The following is a 19,341-nucleotide window of genomic DNA, read 5'->3' as shown; positions in this document are numbered from 1 at the left end:
GTTCGTCGCTGACGCGATGCCCCGGAATGACGACGATGGGAATATCGGCGCACCGTCATCACCGCAGCTTCAGCGTGGAGAGGCCGGCCAGCGCCAGCATCACCGAGATGATCCAGAACCGGATCACGATCTGCGGCTCGGTCCAGCCCATCTGCTCGAAATGATGATGCAGCGGCGCCATCCGGAACACGCGCTTGCCGGTGAGCTTGAACGAGGCCACCTGCACGATCACCGAGACCGCTTCCAGCACGAACAATCCGCCGATCACCGCGAGCACGATCTCGTGCTTCACCGCGACCGCGATCGAACCCAGCATGCCGCCGAGCGCGAGCGAACCGGTATCGCCCATGAAGATCGATGCCGGCGGCGCGTTGAACCACAGGAATCCCAGCCCCGCGCCGATCACCGCCCCGCACAGCACCGCGAGTTCGCCGGTGCCGGCGACGTAATTGATTTGCAGATAGTCCGCGAACACCGCGTTGCCGGCGAGATAGGCGATCATGCCGAAGCTTGCCGCCGCGATCATGACCGGCACGATGGCGAGGCCGTCGAGGCCGTCGGTGAGGTTCACCGCATTGCCGGCGCCGACCATAACGAACGCGCCGAACACGACGAAGAACCAGCCGAAATTCAGCGCCACATCCTTGAAGAACGGGATCACCAGCGAGGTCGAGAACGGTTGCCGCCCGAGCCGCACCAGTGCGTAGCAGGCCGCCAGCGCAATCACCGCCTCGATCGCAAGGCGGACACGGCCGGCGAAGCCGTTATGGGTCTGCTTGGTCACTTTCAGATAATCGTCGTAGAAACCGACGAAGCCGAAGCCGAGCGTCACCGCCAGCACGATCCAGACATAGGGGTTGAGCGGATTGGCCCACAGCACCGTCGAGACCAGAAGGCCGGACAGGATCATCAGGCCGCCCATGGTCGGCGTGCCCTTCTTGGTCACGAGATGCGATTGCGGGCCGTCGGTGCGGATCGGCTGGCCCTTGCCCTGGCGCAGCCGCAAATGATCGATGATCCAGGGACCGAACAGGAAAACGAACAGCGCGCCCGTCACCATCGCCCCGCCGGTGCGGAAGGTGATGTAGCGAAACACATTCAGAACCGTTCGGAACATGCCCAGCCCGGGAACGGTGTTGGACAGATCAATCAGCCAGTAAAACATTCAATTGTCCTATACCGCGGCTTCATCGAGCGCGGTCCTGCCCGGAAAGCGCTTTTCCAGCGCCGTCACAATCGTTTTCATCCTGGAGCCCAGCGACCCCTTGACCATGATGGCGTCGCCGGCGCGAACGGCCCTGACCGCCTGTGTTTCCAGCGCCGCCGCATCCTCGGCATAGCCGCCCCGCCTGCCCGTGGGAAGGGCGTCCCACACATGACGCATCAGCGGCCCGCAGCAATAGACCAGGTCGATGTGATCGGCCTTGATGGCCTCGATCAGGCCGCGATGCAGCGCGGGGCTGGTCGGCCCCAGTTCGAGCATGTCGCCGAGCATCGCAATGCGGCGGCCGCGCGGACCGACCGGGGCCTGGCCCAGCACGTTCAGCGCCGCCGCCATCGATGCCGGATTGGCGTTGTAGCTCTCGTCGATCAGCAGCGCCTCGCCGCCGGGCACTTCGAGCAGCCGGCGGACGCCGCGGCCCGCCGCCGGTTCGAGCTCGGACAGCGACAGCGCGGACAGCGCGAGGTCGGCCCCCGCCAGCACGGCGGCGGCCAGCACCGCGAGCGAGTTCATAACCATGTGACGGCCGGGCACGCCGAGCTTGTAGGTCACGTCCTGGCCAAGGATATCGGCGCGCACCGCCGAGCAGGTCGCGTGTAGCGCGAGGTCGATCAGCCGCGCATCGGATTTCGTATCGCTGCCGAACGACACGATGCGCGAAACGCCGAGCGCTTCGGCGCGGCTCGCCAGCCGGGCGAATTGCGAATTGTCGCGGTTGAGCACCGCCGTGCCGCCGGGCTCGATGCCGGCAAAAATCTCCGCCTTGGCGTCGGCGATCGCCTCGATGCCGGCGAAGAATTCCAGATGCACCGGCTCGACCGTGGTGACGATCGCGACATGCGGCCGCACCATCCTGACCAAGGGCTCGATTTCGCCGGCGTGATTCATGCCGATCTCGAAGATCGCAAATTTCGCCGTCGCGGGACACCGCGCCAGCGACAGCGGCACGCCCCAATGATTGTTGAACGACGCGACCGAGGCGTGGGTCTCGCCCTGGCCGCCGAACACGCGCCGCAACGCCTCCTTGGTCGAAGTCTTGCCGACCGAACCGGTCACCGCGATCACCCGCGCCCCGAGGCGCGCGCGCGCCGCATGCGCGAGATCGACCAGGCCGGCGAGCACGTCGTCGACCACCAGAAGCGGCGCGTCGGCCGCGAATTTATCGCGCTGCGCCGCTTCGACCACCGCCAGCGCCGCCCCCGCTTTCAGCGCCGCGGCGACAAAATCGTGCCCGTCATGGACATCGCCCTTGATCGCGAAATAGGCCTCGCCCGACGCGATGGTGCGGCTGTCGATCGAAATGCCGGTGACGCTTTCCTGCGGCGCACCCTGGACCGCGGCGCGCATCGCCGCGGCCATCGCGCCCGACGTCCATAGCGGCGCCGGGCTCATGCGACCCTCGCCGCAAGCGCGGAAGCAACCGCATCGTGATCGCTGAACGGCAACACCCGGTCGCCGACGATTTGCCCGGTCTCGTGGCCCTTGCCGGCGATCAGCAGCGCATCGCCGGATTCAAGACCCGCGATCGCGGTACGTATCGCCTCGGCGCGGTCGCCGATTTCGCGCGCGCCTTTGGCAGCGGCGAGGATGGCCGAGCGGATCACAGCCGGATTCTCGCTGCGCGGATTGTCGTCGGTGACGATGATGCGGTCGGCATTCTCGGCCGCGATCGCGCCCATCAGCGGGCGCTTGCCGGCATCGCGGTCGCCGCCGGCGCCGAACACCACGACCAGCTTTCGTGTGGCGTAAGGCCGCAACGCCTGCAACGCTTTCGCCAGCGCATCCGGCTTGTGCGCGTAATCGACGAAGATCGGCGCGCCGTTGCGTTCGCCGACGCGCTCGAGCCGCCCCTTGGCGCCTTCGAGATGTTCGAGCGCGGCAAACACGGCCTCGGGCTCGCCGCCGGTGCCGATCGCAAGGGCCGCCGCCACCAGCGCATTCTCGATCTGGAATTCGCCGACCAGCGGCAGCCGCGTCGCATAGCGGCGGCCACGATGTTCGAGCGAAAGTTTTTGCGCCAGGCCGTCGATAGCGGCGCCAGCCAGACGAATGCCCTCGCCCGCGCCATCGCCCCGGCTGCCGACCGTGATGATCCGCAGGCCGCGCGCCCGCGCCGCGCCGATCACGGCCTGAGAGCAATCATGATCGGCCGAGATCACCGCCGCGCCGCCGGTTGCGACCAGATCGCGGAACAGCCGCAGCTTGGCGTTGAGATAATGCGCGACGTCGGGATGATAATCCATGTGGTCGCGCGACAGGTTGGTGAAGCCGCCGGCCGCGATATGCACGCCGTCGAGACGAAACTGGTCGAGCCCGTGAGACGATGCCTCCAGCGCCAGATGGGTGACGCCGTCGCGCGCGATCTCGTCGAGCTGACGGTGCAGAGCGACCGGATCCGGCGTCGTCAGCGAGCCGTAGATCGTGCGTTTCGGCGACACCAGACCGATGGTGCCGATGCTGGCCGCGGCATGGCCGAGCCGCAGCCAGATCTGCCGCGTGAAGGCGGCGACGGACGTTTTGCCGCTGGTCCCGGTCACGGCCGCGATCGTCTGCGGCTGCCGCGGATAAAATTTCGCCGCGGCCAGCGCCAGCGCGCGGCGCGGATTGGGCGTGACGACAAACGGCACGCGACGATCACCCTCCAGACGATGACCGTGGGGCGGATGGTTGCCCGCTACCGCGACGGCGCCCGCGGCAATGGCGGCCTCGACGAACCGCGAGCCATCGGTCTTGCTGCCCGCGAGCGCGAAGAACAGATCGCCCGGCTTCACGATACGGCTGTCCACGGCAAGGCCGGTGACCGCAAGCGCTTCCGCCTGAGGATCCATCGTGGCCTCGTCGCTGAACAGGTCGCGAAGTCTCATGGTCTTCCAGTCCGGGTTAAAGCCAGGTTCTGATTAAATCAGAACCTGGCTTTGGATTGCTGCTTTGACGCGTTTTCTTCACGCGAACCGGTCTCCACTTCGCTTGAAAACGCCATCGCGCGCCGGCGGATCTTCAAAAAACGGAATGATATTGCGGTCGTTACGACTTACTAGTTCGTCCTGGATGCCGCAAGAATAAGGCGCTCGGGCGGCGGCAAATCGAAGCGCGGCTCGATTCCCAGCAAGGGCGCGATCCGGGCGATCACGGCGCCGCCGGTCGGCACCGCGTTCCAGCCCGAGGTGATGAAGCCGTAGGTCTCCTTGGTCGGCTGCGGCTCGTCCAGCATCACCAGAAGCTGATATTGCGGCTTGTCGGCCGGCAGGATCGCGGTGAAGGCGGTGAGCACGCGCTTCTTGGCATAGCGGCCGCCGACGACCTTTTCCGCGGTGCCGGTCTTGCCGCCGATATAATAGCCGTTCACATCGGCCTTTCGCGCGGTGCCGATCTCGGCGTTCAGCCGCATCAGATAGCGCATTTTTTCCGACGTATCGGGCTTGATGACGCGCTTGGCCAGCGCCATCGCGTCGCTCTCGCTGCGTTTCAGGAAAGTCGGCGGGATCAGGTAGCCGCCATTGACCAGCGCATCGATGCCCATCACCGCCTGCAACGGCGCCACCGCGATGCCGTGGCCGAACGCGATGGTGATCGTGTTCAACTCGCCCCAGTGCCGCGGCACGATCGGCGCGGCGCTTTCCGGCAATTCGGTGCGCAGCCGTTCGAGCTGCCCCATCTTGCGCAGGAAGGCCTTGTGCGCGTCGACGCCCTGCGCCAGCGCGATGCGCGCCGCGCCGATGTTCGACGAAAAGGTGAAGACCTCCTTCATGCTGATGAAACGGCCCTTCGGCTCGTCGTCATGAATCGTGAACTTGCCATAGTGCAACGACGCGCGGGCATCCCACATCGAATTGAGATCGTATTTGCCGGTATCCAGCGCCATCGCCAGCGTGAACGCCTTGAAGGTCGAGCCCAATTCATACACGCCGGTGGTCAGCCGATTGATGCGGTCGGGATCGTGTGCCTCCTTGGGATTGTTGGGATCGAAATCCGGCAGCGACACCATCGCCACGATCTCGCCGGTCCTGACATTGGAGACGATGCCGGAAGCCGCCTTGGCGTGGAACTTGTCCTTGGCCTTGAGCAGTTCGTCACGCAGCGCATGCTCGACGCGCAGATCGACCGACAATTCCACCGGCTGCTGCAGCCGATCGGTGGCGAAGCCGGCGCGATGCAGATCGGCAAGACCGTTATTGTCGAGCCATTTCTCCATCCCGGCGATGCCCTGGTTGTCGATATTGACCAGGCCGATCAGGTGCGCGACCTCGTTGCCGGTCGGATAGACGCGCTTGTTCTCGCGCAGGAAGCCGATGCCGGGAACGCCGAGGCGATGGATCTCCTGCTGCTGTTGCGGCGTGATTTCGCGCTTGAGCCAGACGAAACCTTTTTTCGACGACAGGCGGTCGCGCACTTCGGCGCTGTCGAGATCGGGCAGCGTCGCGGTCAGAAGCTCGACCGCCTCGTCCTTGTCGATGATGCGGCGCGGTTCGGCGAACAGGCTCGGCGCCTTGACGTCGGTTGCGAGGATCTCGCCGTTGCGGTCGACGAGATCGGGGCGCGCGGTCGCGATCGCGTCCTGCGACGCGGTCCGGCGCCCGCCATGACTGTCGCCGATGGTGGCGTACATGATCAGCCGGCCGCCGATCACCGCATAGATCGCCGCGAACGCCACGATCGCCAGTCCGACACGGGCGCGCGCCTTCGCGACGCGATCGACGTTGCGTCCGTACAAGAGGCTGCGGATCAGCCGCCGCCGCCACGGCTCCGCCGGCCTCGATGTCACGACGGTCATTGCCTTGCCCTTGCCGGTCATTGCCTGTCCTCCGGCGCCGGCACCGAACCGGTCACGGCCGGATCGTCGGCCTTGTCACCGTCAAATTTGGCGCCGTCATCCTTGCCGTCAGCCGCCGCTTGGATGGTGCCGAGCATCGCGCCGATCGGATCGGGCGCGCGGTTGAAGTTAGGCGGCCGCTCCGGCAGGTTCTTGAGTGAATCATATTGCGTGGCGTTGATCGGCTTCAGAGGCAGATGCCGCTCGACCAGGCCTTGCAGCCGCAGCGGCGCATCGAGTTTGGTCCATTCCGCGTGAAGCGCAGCGATCGCGTCGCGCTGCTCGTGAATATCAGCCTGCAATTTCAGCACCCGCTCGGTGCGCACGGTGGACGCCATCTTGATCCGGTAGACATAGGCGGCCGCGAACACGAGAACGCCGATCACGAGCAAATGGAGGATGCGCATGGTCAGCCTCCCCTCATCACGTCGGCGAGCGACGGCCACGCCGGAAGCGCGCCGGCCGCATGCGCCGGCGCGGCGGTGCGCTCCGCCGCGCGCAGTTTGGCCGAGCGCGCACGCGGATTGGCCGCGATCTCGTTGTCGCCGGGCGTGACCGGGCGCTTGGTCAGAACGGAAAAACTCGGCGGAGCGGACTCGATCTCCGGCAAATGACGCGATCCGCCGCCGGCCTTGCTGCGTTCGACGAAAAAATTCTTGACGATGCGGTCTTCGAGCGAGTGGAACGAGACCACCGCGAGACGGCCGCCGGGCTTCAGCACGCGCTCCGCCGCCGACAGCGCCAGATGCAATTCGTCGAGTTCCTCGTTGACGAAGATCCGCAACGCCTGGAAGGTCCGCGTCGCCGGGTGGATGTCGCCCGGCTTCGACCACACGACCTTGGCAACGAGTTCGGCCAGCGCGCGCGTGGTCGTGATCGGCGCTTCCTTGCGCGCGGCGACGATGGCGCGCGCCACACTGCGGGAATGGCGCTCCTCGCCGAAGATGTAGATGATGTTGGCGAGATCCGCCTCCGAGGCCCTGGCGACCACGTCGGCCGCCGTCGGGCCGTCGTGGCCCATCCGCATGTCGAGCGGGCCATCGAGACGAAACGAAAAGCCGCGCCCGGCCTGGTCGAGCTGCATCGACGACACGCCGACATCCATCACGACGCCGTCGACCAATGGGACGCCTTCGCCGGCGCACACCTCGGCAAGCCGCGAAAAACGGTCTTCAACCAAGGTGAGCCGGCCGCCGGATTGATCGACCAGCGCGAATCCGCCGGCGACCGCATTGCGGTCGCGGTCGATGCCGATGATTCGGGTTCCCGCGACCTCGAGCATCATCCGGCTGTAGCCGCCGGCGCCAAAGGTGGCGTCGACATAGATCCCGCCGGACCGGAGCGACAACCATTCGACGGCTTCGCGGCCAAGGACCGGGATGTGGCGGCTGCCGGACGCGCTCATGCCCCGGCTCCTGGCACGCACCGGGTCTGGGGAACGAAACTGGACGCGAACGGACCCATTGCGCCTCAAATCTCTACGCTTCACGCGGCGGTTCCAACCGAAACGCCGATTCTGTTCAAGCGAGGCCCATGTTCCGGTTCCGCATGGCCCAAATCGCAGACGCGGGATTCCGCACGGGATTTGGTGGGCTGCCATCGAAGTTCGAGCGTGAAATAGGGCCTCGGCCGTCCCCAAAACCGGTTCGGCTGTTCACCACTTAGTAACGGCAGTTAGCCTTAAGAAAGCGTTGACGATCACATTAAGGATTGCAGCAGATTTTTAGCGGGATGGCCCCGTGCAAATGCGCTAACAGCGCATAGATGCTGCCTTACATGTGGCCGATTGCGCGGCGAGAGATACGCCCGGATTGAGCTGAGGATATCCTAAAGGAACGGTAAACAAGGTCCGGCCCGGATCGTATTGTTGCTGTCTCTTGCCTGGTTTGAGTTGTTGATATGTCGATTGGTTCGTCCGTGTCTGCTGGTGTTGATTCGAAACGTCAGCATGCCCTTCCGCTTCCCAGGGCCAGCGCGATGATGAAAACGTTCACGCCGGACTCCTCGATCGCCTCGGACGTGATTCCGTCGGCCAATTACGGCGAGCGGAACCGGGGCCGTTTGCCCGACATGATCGTGCTGCACTACACCGGCATGCCGGACGTCGAAGCCGCGATCGCGAAATTATGCACGGCCGGAACCGACGTTTCCGCGCACTACATCGTGCTGGAAGACGGCCGCATCGTGCAATCCGTTCCGGAAGCCAAACGCGCCTGGCATGCCGGCGTGTCGTATTGGGCCGGCGAGGAAGACATCAATTCCTGCTCGATCGGCGTCGAGATCATCAATCGCGGCCATGACTGGGGCTATCCGGACTTTCCGCTGCGCCAGATCGCCGCCGTGATTGCGCTGTGCCGCGGCATCATGCTGCGCCGCGGAATTCCGTCGCATCGCGTGCTCGCCCATTCGGATATCGCGCCTTCGCGCAAGAAAGATCCCGGCGAAAAATTTCCGTGGCACTCGCTGGCCAATTCGGGCGTCGGCCATTGGGTGCAACCGGCGCCGATCGTGCGCGCCGAAACGCTCAGGCTCGGCTCCATCAGCGACGACGTGCTGAAGTTGCAGCAGGCGTTCGCCAAATATGGCTACGGCATCCCGGTTAGCGGAAGATATGACGGGCCGACCATGGACGTGGTCACCGCCTTCCAGCGCCATTTCCGGCCGGCGCGCGTCGATGGAATCGCCGACGTTTCGACACTGTCCACGCTGCATGCGCTGCTGACGAATCTGCCGAACGACGATGACCAGGCAGGCGCAGGCTAGAGCTTTCTGTTTGAGCATGATCTTTTCGGAAAGCCGGTTTCCACTTTTCCGGATCATGCTCTAGCTGCGCTTCAGCGGTCATTGCCGGGCGCGCAAGCGACGGCATCTTCAGGATAATTTATTCATGGCCGCTGCTATCGGGCGTTACCGGCTTGACGCGGCGGCCTTCAACCCCCATGCCTGAGACGTCAGTCGGCCGGACGGCCGCTCCTGCAATCGCCGAAAGGCCGCGGGGGAGGAAAGTCCGGGCTCCATCGACATACGGTGCCGGATAACGTCCGGCGGGGGCGACCCCAGGGAAAGTGCCACAGAGAACGAACCGCCTCCCCACCCGCAAGGGCGCGGGCGGCAAGGGTGAAAAGGTGCGGTAAGAGCGCACCGCGGGTCCGGCAACGGAACCGGCATGGTAAACCACACCGGGAGCAAGACCGAATAGGGACGGCAACGCGGGCTGTTCGCCGCAAGGCGATAACGCCGCAAGGGCGATGTCAAGCTCGCCGTCCGGGTAGGTTGCTCGAGGCCATGTGCAAACATGGTCCCAGAGGAATGGCCGTCACGTACCGTTCGCGCAAGCGGGCGGTGCCCTACAGAACCCGGCTTACAGGCCGGCTGATGTCTTTTTATGCGAAAGCGTTTTCGTGCGAAGCGAAATTCCGGTTCGCAGAAAACGCGTCTTGGTAGAATGAGGGGTCCGGCGCAAACACGCCGGACCCCTCGCCATTTTTGGCCGCTCCGCTTGTCCGGCCGGCCGCAGCTTTGCGACCCCGTCCATCCCCCCGCCGGTTTTGTTTGATTTGCGCAAAGGCCTGTGTTCGACTTCTCCCAAGCCGTCAACAAGACGGATCATGCCGCCGGCAAGGCGGACATACAGGGAGAGGAAACGTCATGGCTCAAGCCAGCGTGAAGTTATCGTATTTTCTGAAAGCGACATCCGCGCTCGTGGCGCTCGCCGCCTGCCCGGCCCCATCGGCATTTGCGCAATCCAGTGAACCGATCAAGATCGGCGTGATCGCCGAGGTGCAGTCGATCGCCGGCGCCGCGACGCCGGGCGGCGCGCAGATCGCGGCGGACGAAATCAACGCCAAGGGCGGCGTCAACGGCCGCAAGATCGAAATCGTCTCCTACGACAACAAGAGCTCGTCGGCGGATTCGGTGCGCGCGTTCCAGCGCGCCGTTTCCGACGACAAGGTCAGCGCGGTCATCGCCAGCTATATCAGCGAGGTGGTGCTGGCGCTCGAGCCGTGGTCGGCGCGGCTGCACATGCCGCTGATCACGCCGGGCGCAGCCTCCAACGAAATCACCAAGCCGGTTCACACCGACTATGAGAAGAACAAATACATCTTCCACGGCTACCTGACCTCGGCGGCGCAATCGCAGGCGGTCTGCGACGCCGCCAAGGATCTTCTGGTCGACGGCATGAAGATGAAAACCGCCGCGATCATGAGCGAGGACGCGGCGTGGACCAAGCCGCTCGATGCCGGCTACGAGGAATGCTTGCCGAAGGCGGGATTGCAGGTGGTCGATCACATCCGCTTCTCGCCGGATACGACGGACTTCACGCCGATCTTCAACCAGCTCGAAGGCAAGAAGCCGGACGTGATCGTGACCGGCATCTCGCATGTCGGCGTGCAGCCCACGGTGCAATGGAAGAACCAGCAGGTGCCGGTCCCGATGTTCGGCGTCAGCGCGCAGGCGCTGAGCCCGACCTTCTGGGGCGACACCAACGGCGCGGCCGAAGGCATTCCGTCGCTGGCGGTCGCGACCGCCACCACGGCGGTGACGCCGAAGACCAAGCCGTTCGCCGCGGCCTTCAAGGCGAAGTTCGGCACCGACCCGGCCTATACCGGCTACACCGCCTATGACGAGGTCTACATCATCGCCGACGCGATCAAGCGCGCCGGCTCGACCGATCCGGACAAGATGGTCGCCGAGCTGGAGAAAACCGATTACGTCGGAACCATCGGGCGGGTGCAGTTCTACGGACGCGACGATCAGTTCACCCACGGCCTCAAATACGGACCCGACGCCGTGAGCGGCATGATCTTCCAGTGGCAGGATGGCAAGCAGGTCACGGTGTGGCCGGCCAAGATCGCCGACGGCAAGCTGAAATATCCGAGCTTCGCGCGGCCGACCAACTGAGCGATCAACTCACCTGCGACGAATAATATCCGGGATCACGGCATGCGGCGCACCCGATCGGGGCGCGCCGCCATGTTTTGGTTGGGTACCTGAGTCACGGATGCAGACTCAATGTTTCGCTTCGAGGACGATGACCACGCCTGTCAGTTCGGGTTCATGTGGCTTCAGGCTGGTCAGCGTCGCATCGCTCCAATCGGCGAGACTTACAATTTCACCGGTTTGAGCTTCCATCTCCGGCGCATCGGCGGGTTCCAGGACCTTGAGGCCGCTGCGATCGAGAAAGAACGTGTGATCTCCGAACAAATTGTTCAGTTGGGTGACCGCCGGATGATCATCGGGAAGAACCTGGGCGTCGAACTGGTTCAAGGTTTGTTTCACCTGTGTCGAATTCAGCTTCATGGGCTGCTCCTTGACTTCAGTGCTTGTCACTTCAGCCGGTTTGGGTGCTCTCCCCGCGGACGCGAAAGCCAGCCTGGCGCTCGGTCGGCCATTCCCACTACCGTCGAATGGCGACGTCTCCAGGCGATACCCGCGAGCAACGGATGGCGGGCCCAATCGAATCGCTTGCCCGCTCCGTCTTCAGATCGAATGAATCCGCTGCGGAAACGTTCCCGTGCATCGCGGTAAACTTCGGGGCCGCCATCAAATCAATCATGGCGCAACCGTGACGTTCGAAGCCCGCCAGTCGCCTTGCAATACCCGACTTAATGCGCTGGCGCTGCCGAAAGCGCCGCGGGCTTTTTCAGCAGCATCACCAGCAGGCTGAGGCCGAAATAAAACACCGCCAGCATGAAGAAGGTATCGCCATATCCCATCACCACCGCCTGGCGGTGAACGATCATGGACAATTCCTTCAGCGCCATCAGCGAGGCGTCGCCCATGCCCTGAAGGCGCTGGGTCAGCATGTTGAGCAGTTCGGTCGCGGTCGCATTGCCCCAGTTCACGCGGTCCTGCAACCGCGAGATATGCAGATCGGTACGGTCGTTCAGCGCCTCGTTGATCAGGGCGAGCCCGACGGCGCCGCCGAGATTGCGCGTCAGGTTGAACAGTCCGGAGGCGTTCTTGACGCGATCCGGCGACAGCGTGCCGAGCGCGATGTTGTTGGTCGGCACCATCGCGCACATCATGCCGATGCCGCGCAGGATCTGCGGCAGCATCAGCTCGTAGAAATCATAGTCGCGGGTGATCCATGTCATCTGGTAGGAGCCGAGCGCAAAGATGACCAGGCCCGCCGCGATGATGAAGCGCATGTCGACCTTGAGCATCAGCCGGCCCACCACCGGCGCCATCAGGAACATGGTGACGCCGGAGACGAACATGGTCTCGCCGATCATCAGCGCGCTGTAGCCGCGCACCTCCGCGAGGTAGCGCGGATAGATATAGGTCATGCCGTAAAGGCCGATGCCGACGCAGAACGAGATCGCGCAGCCGACGGCGAAGTTGCGGTTGGTAAAGGCGCCGATATCGACGATCGGCTCCTTCGCGGTCAGCACACGGTAGAAAAAGGCGATCGCCGAAACCACGCAGACCGCGGCGCAGATCGCCACCGACGTGTCCTGCAGCCATTCATATTGCGGGCCCTCCTCCAGCACATATTCGAGCGAGCCGAGAAATCCCGCCATGAAGGTCAGGCCGAACCAGTCGAAATGATCGAGCAGCCCGAAATTCGGCTGGTCGAAATCGACCAGCATCAGCACGCCGATGGTAATGCCTATGCCGGGGACGACATTGACGAAGAACAGCCAGTGCCACGACATGATATCGGTGATGTAGCCGCCGACCGTCGGGCCGATGGTCGGCGCCAGCGTGGCGACGAGGCCGATGATCGGGCTGACGATATAAAGTTTCGAGCGCGGAAACACCGTATAGGCGGAGGCGAACACGGTCGGGATCATGCCCGCGCCGAGGAATCCCTGCAGCGCGCGCCACAGGATCATCTGCTCGATCGAAGAGGCAAATCCGCAGAGGAAGCTCGCGGCGGTGAAACCGCAGGCCGAGATCGCAAACAGCAGGCGGGTGCCGAGCGCACGCGACAGGAAACCCGACAAGGGAATCGCGATCACTTCCGCGATCAGATAGGCGGTCTGCACCCACGACACTTCGGTCGAGCTTGCCGAAAGGCCGGCCTGGATGTCGGTCAGCGACGCCGAGACGATCTGGATATCCAGGATCGACATGAACATCCCGAACACCATGATGAGAAAGGCGAACAACCGCTTCGGCGCGATCCGCTCCGAGGGCGGGACCTTCATCATCTGGGGCGTGGCGGCTGTGGCGTCGGCCATGATCGGTTCGGGTCCGGGCGGCACGGACGCGCCGCCGCTGCGCGGGTTATTGCGGATGGATCATTTCGCCGGCGAGTCGAGGTCGGCGCTGCTGTCGGCATCCCCAGCGCCGGCGGTGGTATCGACTGTGGTGTAAACCGACATGCCGGCGCGCAACAGGTTTTGCCGCGCGACATCCTTCGGCACCCGGATGCGAACCGGCAGCCGCTGCACGATCTTGGTGAAGTTGCCGGTGGCGTTGTCGGGCGGCAGCAGCGTGAACACCGAACCCGCCGCCGGCGAGACGCTGTCGACGACGCCTTCGAATTTGCGATGGTCGTAGGCGTCCACCGAGATCGCCACCGGCTGGCCGGGACGGATGCGGTTGAGCTGGGTTTCCTTGTAATTGGCATCGATGAAGACATCGTCGAGCGGCACCACATTGCCGAGCCGCTGCCCCACCACGACATAGTCGCCGGTGGAAACGAGGCGATTGGAGAAGGTGCCGTCGACCGGCGCACGCACCGCGGTGAAATCGAGATCGCGCGCGGCCTTGTCGAGCGTGGTCTGCAATTCGGCGAGCTGGGCGCGGGCCTCGGCCTGCTGCGCTTTGGTGACGTCGACATTGGTACGCGCCGCGTCATAGGCCGCCTGCGCCGCCTTCACCGCCGCGATGCCCTGGTCGCGCCCGGCTTCCGACACCTCGAACGTGGCGCGCGAGGCGAATCCCTTGTTGCTCAGATCCTGCTGGCGGTCGAAGTCGAGCCCGGCGCGTTTCAGGCCCGCTTCCGCCGAAGCCAACTGCGCCTTGGCCTGCTCGACCGCGCTTTCGAGCGCGATCACCTGGCGGCCGATCCGCTCGATGGTGGCCTGCTGGGTCGCGATCCTGGTCCGCGCCGCCTCCACCGCGATCCGATAGTCGCCGTCGTCGATCCTGAACACGACGTCGCCGGCACGAACCAGGGCGTTGTCGCCGGGAAGGATCTGCGCGATGTGACCCGACACCCGCGCCCCGAGCGTGGTGCTGTTGGCGCGCACATAGGCGTCGTCCGTGCTGATGAAAAAACGGCCGACCAGGAAATAATGCACGCCATAGCCCGCAACCGCGAGCGCCAATGCCGCAGCGATGCCCGTCAGCACCAGCTTGCGCTTGCCGGGTTTTGGCGCGGCGGGCGCGGTGGCGATGGCCGGCGCGGCTGCCGGTTTCTCCGTTGCCGGCTGGCCGGGCGATTGCGCGGGATGGCGTGCGACGGCGTCCCCGGCCGATGGCCCATGAAGCGGTTCGGCGACCACCGCCGCGGTATCGCGCGGTGATTCATCCCCTGCCGTGTCTTGCTCGACACGAAGGACTCGCGCGGCCTGATCTCTCGCTGCGGCCATCACGGCCTCCCGATGCAATGTTACGGACATGCGGAGCCCTATCGGCCCTGCCATACCACCTGATTTCAGGCAGCAACTACCATTGACCGAACGGTTCGGTCAAGATATATTTGATTAGCTGCACGATAGAGCGCCGGCCGCCGCCGGGATATCGCCGCGGCGGGAATTCCCTGAAGAAGATAAATCAATGGTTGCAATCCATTCCAACACACCCCGCGCCGCGAGCGACGAGGACGGCTCAAAGCGCCGCCAGATTCTTAACGGCGCCAGCAAGGTCTTCATGGAGCTCGGCTTTGACGGCGCCAGCATGGGCGAGATCGCCCGCGCCGCCGGGGTCTCGAAGGGAACGCTTTACGTTTATTTCGCCGACAAGAGCCGGCTGTTCGAGGCCATCGTCGAAGAGGAAACCCTCGAACAGGGCAGACTGGCGTTCAATTTCGATCCCACGCGCGACGCGGCCACGACGCTGCGGGAGTTCGGCTACGCCTATATCGCATTGCTGTGCCGGCCGGGCGGCGGATCGGCGATCCGCACGGTGATGGCGATTGCCGAGCGGATGCCCGAGGTCGGTCGCCGCTATTACGGAAACGTGCTGGAGAAGACCATCGGCCGCCTCGCCGACTATCTCGAGGCGCGCGTGAAAGCGAAGGATGTCGCGATCGACAATTGCCAATTGGCGGCATCCCAATTCATGATGTTGTGCCAGGCCTCGCTGTTCCTGCCGTTTATCTTCCAGGCCGAGCCGCCGCCGTCAGCGGAGCGCATCACCGAAGTGATCGAGAGCGCGACGCAGATGTTTCTGGCCGCCTATCAAGCGAAGCCCAGCTCCAACTGACGCTATTCGTCTTCGAACTCGTCGTCCTCGCCGGCCTTCGATGTACGCGGCGATGCCTTGCCGCCGAGCGATCCCGTGACCGTCGGCTCACGTGACGCATAGGGATTGCGCCGCGCCGCCCGTGCGGCAACCTCCTCGCCCGACATCGCGGAAGGCTCGCAGATAACGGGCCGGCGGGCGCGGCGCATCAGATCGACGTGGATGTGGTTGTAGTGATAGACGTTGGATCCCGGCGCCAGCACAGTGGTGAACTGCTGGCAGGCCGCGGCCTGCACGTCGCGCAGGAACCCCTGCTCTTCCGGCAAACCTTTCCAGCCGTCCTGCACCGAGATGCGCCGTCCATCGGCAAGCGTGAAGGCCGCGATATCGAGCGCATTGCCGAAGGCGTGTTCGGAAACATGCGCATGCGGATTGCCGTTCATGCCGCGGCAGGAATAGGCGGAGATCTGCTTGATCTCGACGACGCGCGCGCCGAACCAGCGCTGCGCGGCGGGCTGCACGGAATCGGTCAGCCAGCGGTCGAGCGCCGAGACGATCGGACAGGCGAGCGTCGCTGACGGCTTCAGCGCCACCGGCCCGAACGCGGCCACCGAGTAAGGCTGCGAGGCCCCCAGCCGCGGCGGGCTTTCGGCTTGCGGCGACGGCGGATAGGGCACGGCATAACGGTCGCGCGGGGGATAGGTTTGCGCATCCGGATAAGACGGCCGTGCCGCCCCGGTTGGCGCGCCGTCGGGCGGCAGATCGATCTCGTCCTGCTGCGGCGCGAGGCCGGGTGCGGTCAATGAAATCGGGCCGTTTCCCGGCGCATTATTATAAGGCGCGTTGTAAGATGGCGGCGGCGCGGCGTTGCCGGAGTATGGCGCGGATTGATAGGTCTGCGCCGGATAAGGCGACGAGCGATATGTCGATGCGGGATAGGGCGAGGCCTGCGGCGGCGGAGGCGGTTGCGAGATCGGCCAGCGCGGCTGGTTGCCGATCGGCGCCGGCGGCCGCAGATCGTCATCGGCAAAACCGAAATGGCTGTCGCCCTCGCCGAGCGCCGAGACCTTGAGCGGGAATTCCGCGCCGCAGACGCCGGGACCGGAGATCGGGTCGATCCGGACGATATCGGCGTTCTCTTTCACCGCGCCGGACTTCAGGCATGCGACTTCAGCCTCGGCCCGCCACGGTTCGCGTTCCTCGACCTGAAAAAAGCCGCGGCCACACCCCGCCAACGAAACGAGGACCAGGGAGCCGACGAGATACAAACGAACTCCGCGCGTCATCGGCGCAACTTCGGCGAATATATTTAAAGACTCTTCAACGTTTTGATTTCACCACTTCTTAACCACGTTGCCGCAGCCCATATCGCGGCCCCGTCGTGATGGAACAGCACTGCTGACTTTTTTACACCGGGAACGGATCGCAAGCCCCGGCGTTGCCGCGCTAACAACGTGCAGCAGGGAGGTTTCCCATGACTCTCGCCGGCAAATTGAGCGTTGTCACCGCGTATCTTGCACTGGCCTTCGTCGGCGCGATCGTGTGCGGCGTGATCTGACGCACCCCTCCTTCACGAACTTGTGCAGCGAGAACCTGTGCGGCGGACAGACCTGGAAACGCGCGGGCTGAACAGAACAAGCCTCCAAACGGAATAAGCCGTCCAAACATCAAAGCGCCGTATTCCGTTGATCCGGAAGACGGCGCTTGAACGTTCTTCCGGCGCGCGACACCAATATTCATCCGGCATTCAGCCGGACAAGACTGATATCACCATCCCTTCCTTGCTGTTCCATCGACATGCCCGGTACATCCTCGTGACTCAGCGCCGCCTTGCTTTCGCAATCTGGCTTTTCACCTGCTTGATGTCGGGGGGAGCCGCAAATGGTTTTGCAGCGCCGCAGACGGCAGGCGAAAGCGTCGGCGCGGCGCGCCCACAGCCCGATGTCGCGCAGGTCGCGCAGGCGCAGCCCGCAGCGCAGGCGCAGGCGCCGGCGGCTTCCGCCGCCATCGCGCCTTCGTCTGCCGCAGCCGATGAACCGATCGGCAACGTCGCGACCCTGACCGGCAGCGCCACCGTCACCCGCAACAACATTTCAGCGCCGCTCAAGCTGCAGGACGATATTTTCCAGAACGACGTGCTGCAAACGTCGGCGAATTCGACACTCGGCGTCACCTTCAACGACGCCACCACATTCAACCTCACCGCCAACGCGCGGATCACCGTCGACAGCTACATCTATGAAGACGGCGGCACGCGGAACGGCGCACTGTTCGACATCGCCAAAGGCACCGTGGCCTTTGTCGCCGCCTCCGTCGCCAAGACTGGGGATATGAGAATTGCGACTCCGACCGCGACGCTCGGCATCCGCGGCACCACCGGCCTGATCGAAGTGCCGCAAGGTGCGTCCGACAACAACGCGAACAATGTAGCGATCAAGCTTTATCCCGACGCCGACGGCAGGGTCGGACGGATCGAGGTCAACGACCGTTCCGGCGCGCGGCTTGGCTTCCTCACCCAGGGCGCGAGCGGATTTACGATCCGGCCCGGCGCCGGCGGCCGCTTCGGCGCGGTGCCGCTGATGATTTCGCCGCAGCAGGCGCTGCGCGACCAGGGTATCGTGCGCCAGGTCCACGCTGCGCAGAATGTCGGCCGCCAGATCGTCAGCCGGCAGCGGGCCTTGCGGCAAGCCAACCCCAACCGGAACAATTTGCGCAACAACCCGCGTAACAATCCCGCGCGGCAGCCTGGCTTGCAGCAGCGGAATGGCCAGCAGCAGCAAGGTCTGCCGCAACAGCGGGGCTTGCAGAACCGTCCGGGACAATTGCAACAGCCCGGCGCACAGCGGCCCGCGTTGCAGCGGCGTGCGCTACCCCGGGAAAGAAGGGAAGATAGGCGCTAGAGCATGACCCGGAAAAGTGGGAACCGGTTTTCTGAAAAGATCATGCTCAAACAGAGAGATGAGATCATGATCCGATCGACCTAATCGGATCATGTGATCTAGGTACCACTTCTTCCTCTCCCGCAAGCGGGAGAGGAAGTATCACGGCGCCGGATCACCGAAAGCTCAGGCCGCGCGCCGCAGCCAGCCGCGCATTTTCTGCACCAGGCTTCCGATCGGACTCGCCGCGCCATCGTCGGTTGATTCCGGCGCCTCGATGGAAGCGACATTGTCCGGTTCGGCGAGTTCGGTGATGAACTCCGTTTCCATCGCATCGACCGGCGTTTCCACTTCCGGCGTTTCGAACTTCACGGCATCGGCCGCGATCGACGCCACCGCTTCCTGCATCGGCTCCGGCATGGGCGCGGCGGAATCGGGAGGCGGCGCCGCCGGCGCCGGTTCGAATGTCACCGGCACCGGTTCCGAAACCGCGGGCGGCGGCGCGACACGGCGGCTGCGGCGCTTTTCGGGCGCAGCCGGCTTGACCTTGGACCGCGGCGCGGCTTTGACAACTGTCGCCGCCTTGAGCGCGATCGGCCCGACATTGGCGAGAAACGCGCGTTCATGGCCGCGCGACAGCCGCTCAACCGCGGTATTCAGCGGCAGCCAATCGACGGCCCGCACGTCCTGCATCAATTCGCGGGTCGGCTTGTTGCCGGCCGCCATCCGCCAATAATGCACGACCTTGGAACGGCCGCCGGATTCATAGACCAGCGTTCCCAGGAATTCATGCACGGAAACCTCATGTCCGGTTTCTTCCAGCACTTCGCGTTTCGCGGCGGCGCGCGGCGTCTCGCCGTCATCGAGCTTGCCCTTGGGCAGCACCCATTCGTCCCGCTTGCGCAGGCGCACGACCGCGATCAGCGGCGTTTTTTCCTGCCGCAGCACAATGCCACCCGCCGCCAGAACAGGCGTTCGCGCCATCTTTCACCCTTGTTAGCGATTTCGAGTTTGCGATTTCGAATCGGATTCAAACGTCGATGTATAAACGCACGCGGCGGCAAAGCCAA

Annotated in this window: 14 protein-coding genes, 1 other RNA gene and 1 pseudogene; 5 read left to right on the top strand and 11 right to left on the bottom strand. The window is 64.4% G+C overall.

The window, feature by feature from the left end; genetic code table 11:
* Positions 1 to 58: 58 nt before the first annotated feature.
* The 6 genes from mraY to rsmH form a co-directional block, all read right to left on the bottom strand.
* Positions 59 to 1,165 (bottom strand): phospho-N-acetylmuramoyl-pentapeptide-transferase, encoded by a 1,107-nt coding sequence (gene mraY / locus HB630_RS01475; RefSeq protein ID WP_213769608.1) that lies wholly within the window; start codon positions 1,163 to 1,165, stop codon positions 59 to 61.
* A gap of 9 nt (positions 1,166 to 1,174) precedes the next feature.
* The gene (locus HB630_RS01470) at positions 1,175 to 2,614 is read right to left on the bottom strand and encodes a UDP-N-acetylmuramoylalanyl-D-glutamyl-2,6-diaminopimelate--D-alanyl-D-alanine ligase (RefSeq protein ID WP_213769607.1); all 1,440 of its coding nucleotides are present in this window, start codon (positions 2,612 to 2,614) and stop codon (positions 1,175 to 1,177) included.
* Complete coding sequence (locus HB630_RS01465; RefSeq protein WP_213769606.1) at positions 2,611 to 4,086, bottom strand: UDP-N-acetylmuramoyl-L-alanyl-D-glutamate--2,6-diaminopimelate ligase; 1,476 nt, start codon at positions 4,084 to 4,086, stop codon at positions 2,611 to 2,613. Before HB630_RS01465 ends, HB630_RS01470 begins: the two co-directional genes overlap by 4 nt.
* Before the next feature lie 170 nt (positions 4,087 to 4,256).
* Complete coding sequence (locus tag HB630_RS01460; RefSeq protein ID WP_213770669.1) at positions 4,257 to 5,993, bottom strand: penicillin-binding protein 2; 1,737 nt, start codon at positions 5,991 to 5,993, stop codon at positions 4,257 to 4,259.
* Between the two features lie 17 nt (positions 5,994 to 6,010).
* Complete coding sequence (locus HB630_RS01455; RefSeq protein ID WP_213769604.1) at positions 6,011 to 6,439, bottom strand: hypothetical protein; 429 nt, start codon at positions 6,437 to 6,439, stop codon at positions 6,011 to 6,013.
* Between the two features lie 2 nt (positions 6,440 to 6,441).
* Positions 6,442 to 7,437, bottom strand: a complete 996-nt coding sequence (gene rsmH, locus HB630_RS01450) for a 16S rRNA (cytosine(1402)-N(4))-methyltransferase RsmH (protein WP_213769603.1) — start codon at positions 7,435 to 7,437, stop codon at positions 6,442 to 6,444.
* Positions 7,438 to 8,012: 575 nt separating this feature from the next.
* Here rsmH and HB630_RS01445 point away from each other — a divergent pair.
* The 3 genes from HB630_RS01445 to HB630_RS01435 all read left to right on the top strand — a co-directional run bounded on the left by HB630_RS01445 (position 8,013) and on the right by HB630_RS01435 (position 10,934).
* Entirely contained in the window at positions 8,013 to 8,795 is a 783-nt protein-coding gene (locus tag HB630_RS01445; RefSeq protein ID WP_249780654.1) for an N-acetylmuramoyl-L-alanine amidase, read from the top strand.
* Between the two features lie 188 nt (positions 8,796 to 8,983).
* Positions 8,984 to 9,412, top strand: an RNA gene (gene rnpB / locus HB630_RS01440) — RNase P RNA component class A.
* Positions 9,413 to 9,680: 268 nt separating this feature from the next.
* The gene (locus HB630_RS01435; RefSeq protein ID WP_213769601.1) at positions 9,681 to 10,934 is read left to right on the top strand and encodes an ABC transporter substrate-binding protein; all 1,254 of its coding nucleotides are present in this window, start codon (positions 9,681 to 9,683) and stop codon (positions 10,932 to 10,934) included.
* Between the two features lie 108 nt (positions 10,935 to 11,042).
* Here HB630_RS01435 and HB630_RS01430 read toward each other — a convergent pair whose 3' ends face one another.
* The 3 genes and pseudogenes from HB630_RS01430 to HB630_RS01420 form a co-directional block, all read right to left on the bottom strand.
* Positions 11,043 to 11,333, bottom strand: coding sequence for a hypothetical protein (locus HB630_RS01430; RefSeq protein ID WP_213769600.1), 291 nt, complete (start codon positions 11,331 to 11,333; stop codon positions 11,043 to 11,045).
* Positions 11,334 to 11,638: 305 nt separating this feature from the next.
* Positions 11,639 to 13,219, bottom strand: a complete 1,581-nt coding sequence (locus HB630_RS01425) for a DHA2 family efflux MFS transporter permease subunit (protein ID WP_213769599.1) — start codon at positions 13,217 to 13,219, stop codon at positions 11,639 to 11,641.
* Between the two features lie 46 nt (positions 13,220 to 13,265).
* Positions 13,266 to 14,578: pseudogene (locus tag HB630_RS01420) on the bottom strand (HlyD family secretion protein).
* 187 nt (positions 14,579 to 14,765) lie between these two features.
* Between HB630_RS01420 and HB630_RS01415 the strand changes: the two are divergent.
* Positions 14,766 to 15,413: a TetR/AcrR family transcriptional regulator gene (locus HB630_RS01415; RefSeq protein ID WP_213769597.1), complete on the top strand. Its 648-nt coding sequence runs from the start codon at positions 14,766 to 14,768 to the stop codon at positions 15,411 to 15,413.
* 2 nt (positions 15,414 to 15,415) lie between these two features.
* On the opposite strand, the gene HB630_RS01410 is transcribed toward HB630_RS01415, so the two are convergent.
* Positions 15,416 to 16,678: an extensin family protein gene (locus HB630_RS01410; RefSeq protein ID WP_213769595.1), complete on the bottom strand. Its 1,263-nt coding sequence runs from the start codon at positions 16,676 to 16,678 to the stop codon at positions 15,416 to 15,418.
* A gap of 576 nt (positions 16,679 to 17,254) precedes the next feature.
* Between HB630_RS01410 and HB630_RS01405 the strand changes: the two genes are divergently transcribed.
* The gene (locus HB630_RS01405) at positions 17,255 to 18,292 is read left to right on the top strand and encodes a FecR domain-containing protein (RefSeq protein ID WP_213769594.1); all 1,038 of its coding nucleotides are present in this window, start codon (positions 17,255 to 17,257) and stop codon (positions 18,290 to 18,292) included.
* 165 nt (positions 18,293 to 18,457) lie between these two features.
* Here HB630_RS01405 and HB630_RS01400 read toward each other — a convergent pair whose 3' ends face one another.
* A complete protein-coding gene (locus HB630_RS01400; protein ID WP_213769593.1) occupies positions 18,458 to 19,255 on the bottom strand; it encodes an NUDIX hydrolase in 798 nt (265 codons plus the stop codon).
* Positions 19,256 to 19,341 lie beyond the last annotated feature (86 nt).

The sequence above is a fragment of the Bradyrhizobium sp. dw_78 genome (assembly GCF_018449525.1).
In the GTDB taxonomy this organism is placed as follows: Bacteria; Pseudomonadota; Alphaproteobacteria; order Rhizobiales; family Xanthobacteraceae; genus Bradyrhizobium.
This window is presented reverse-complemented; position numbering and strand designations above follow the sequence as displayed.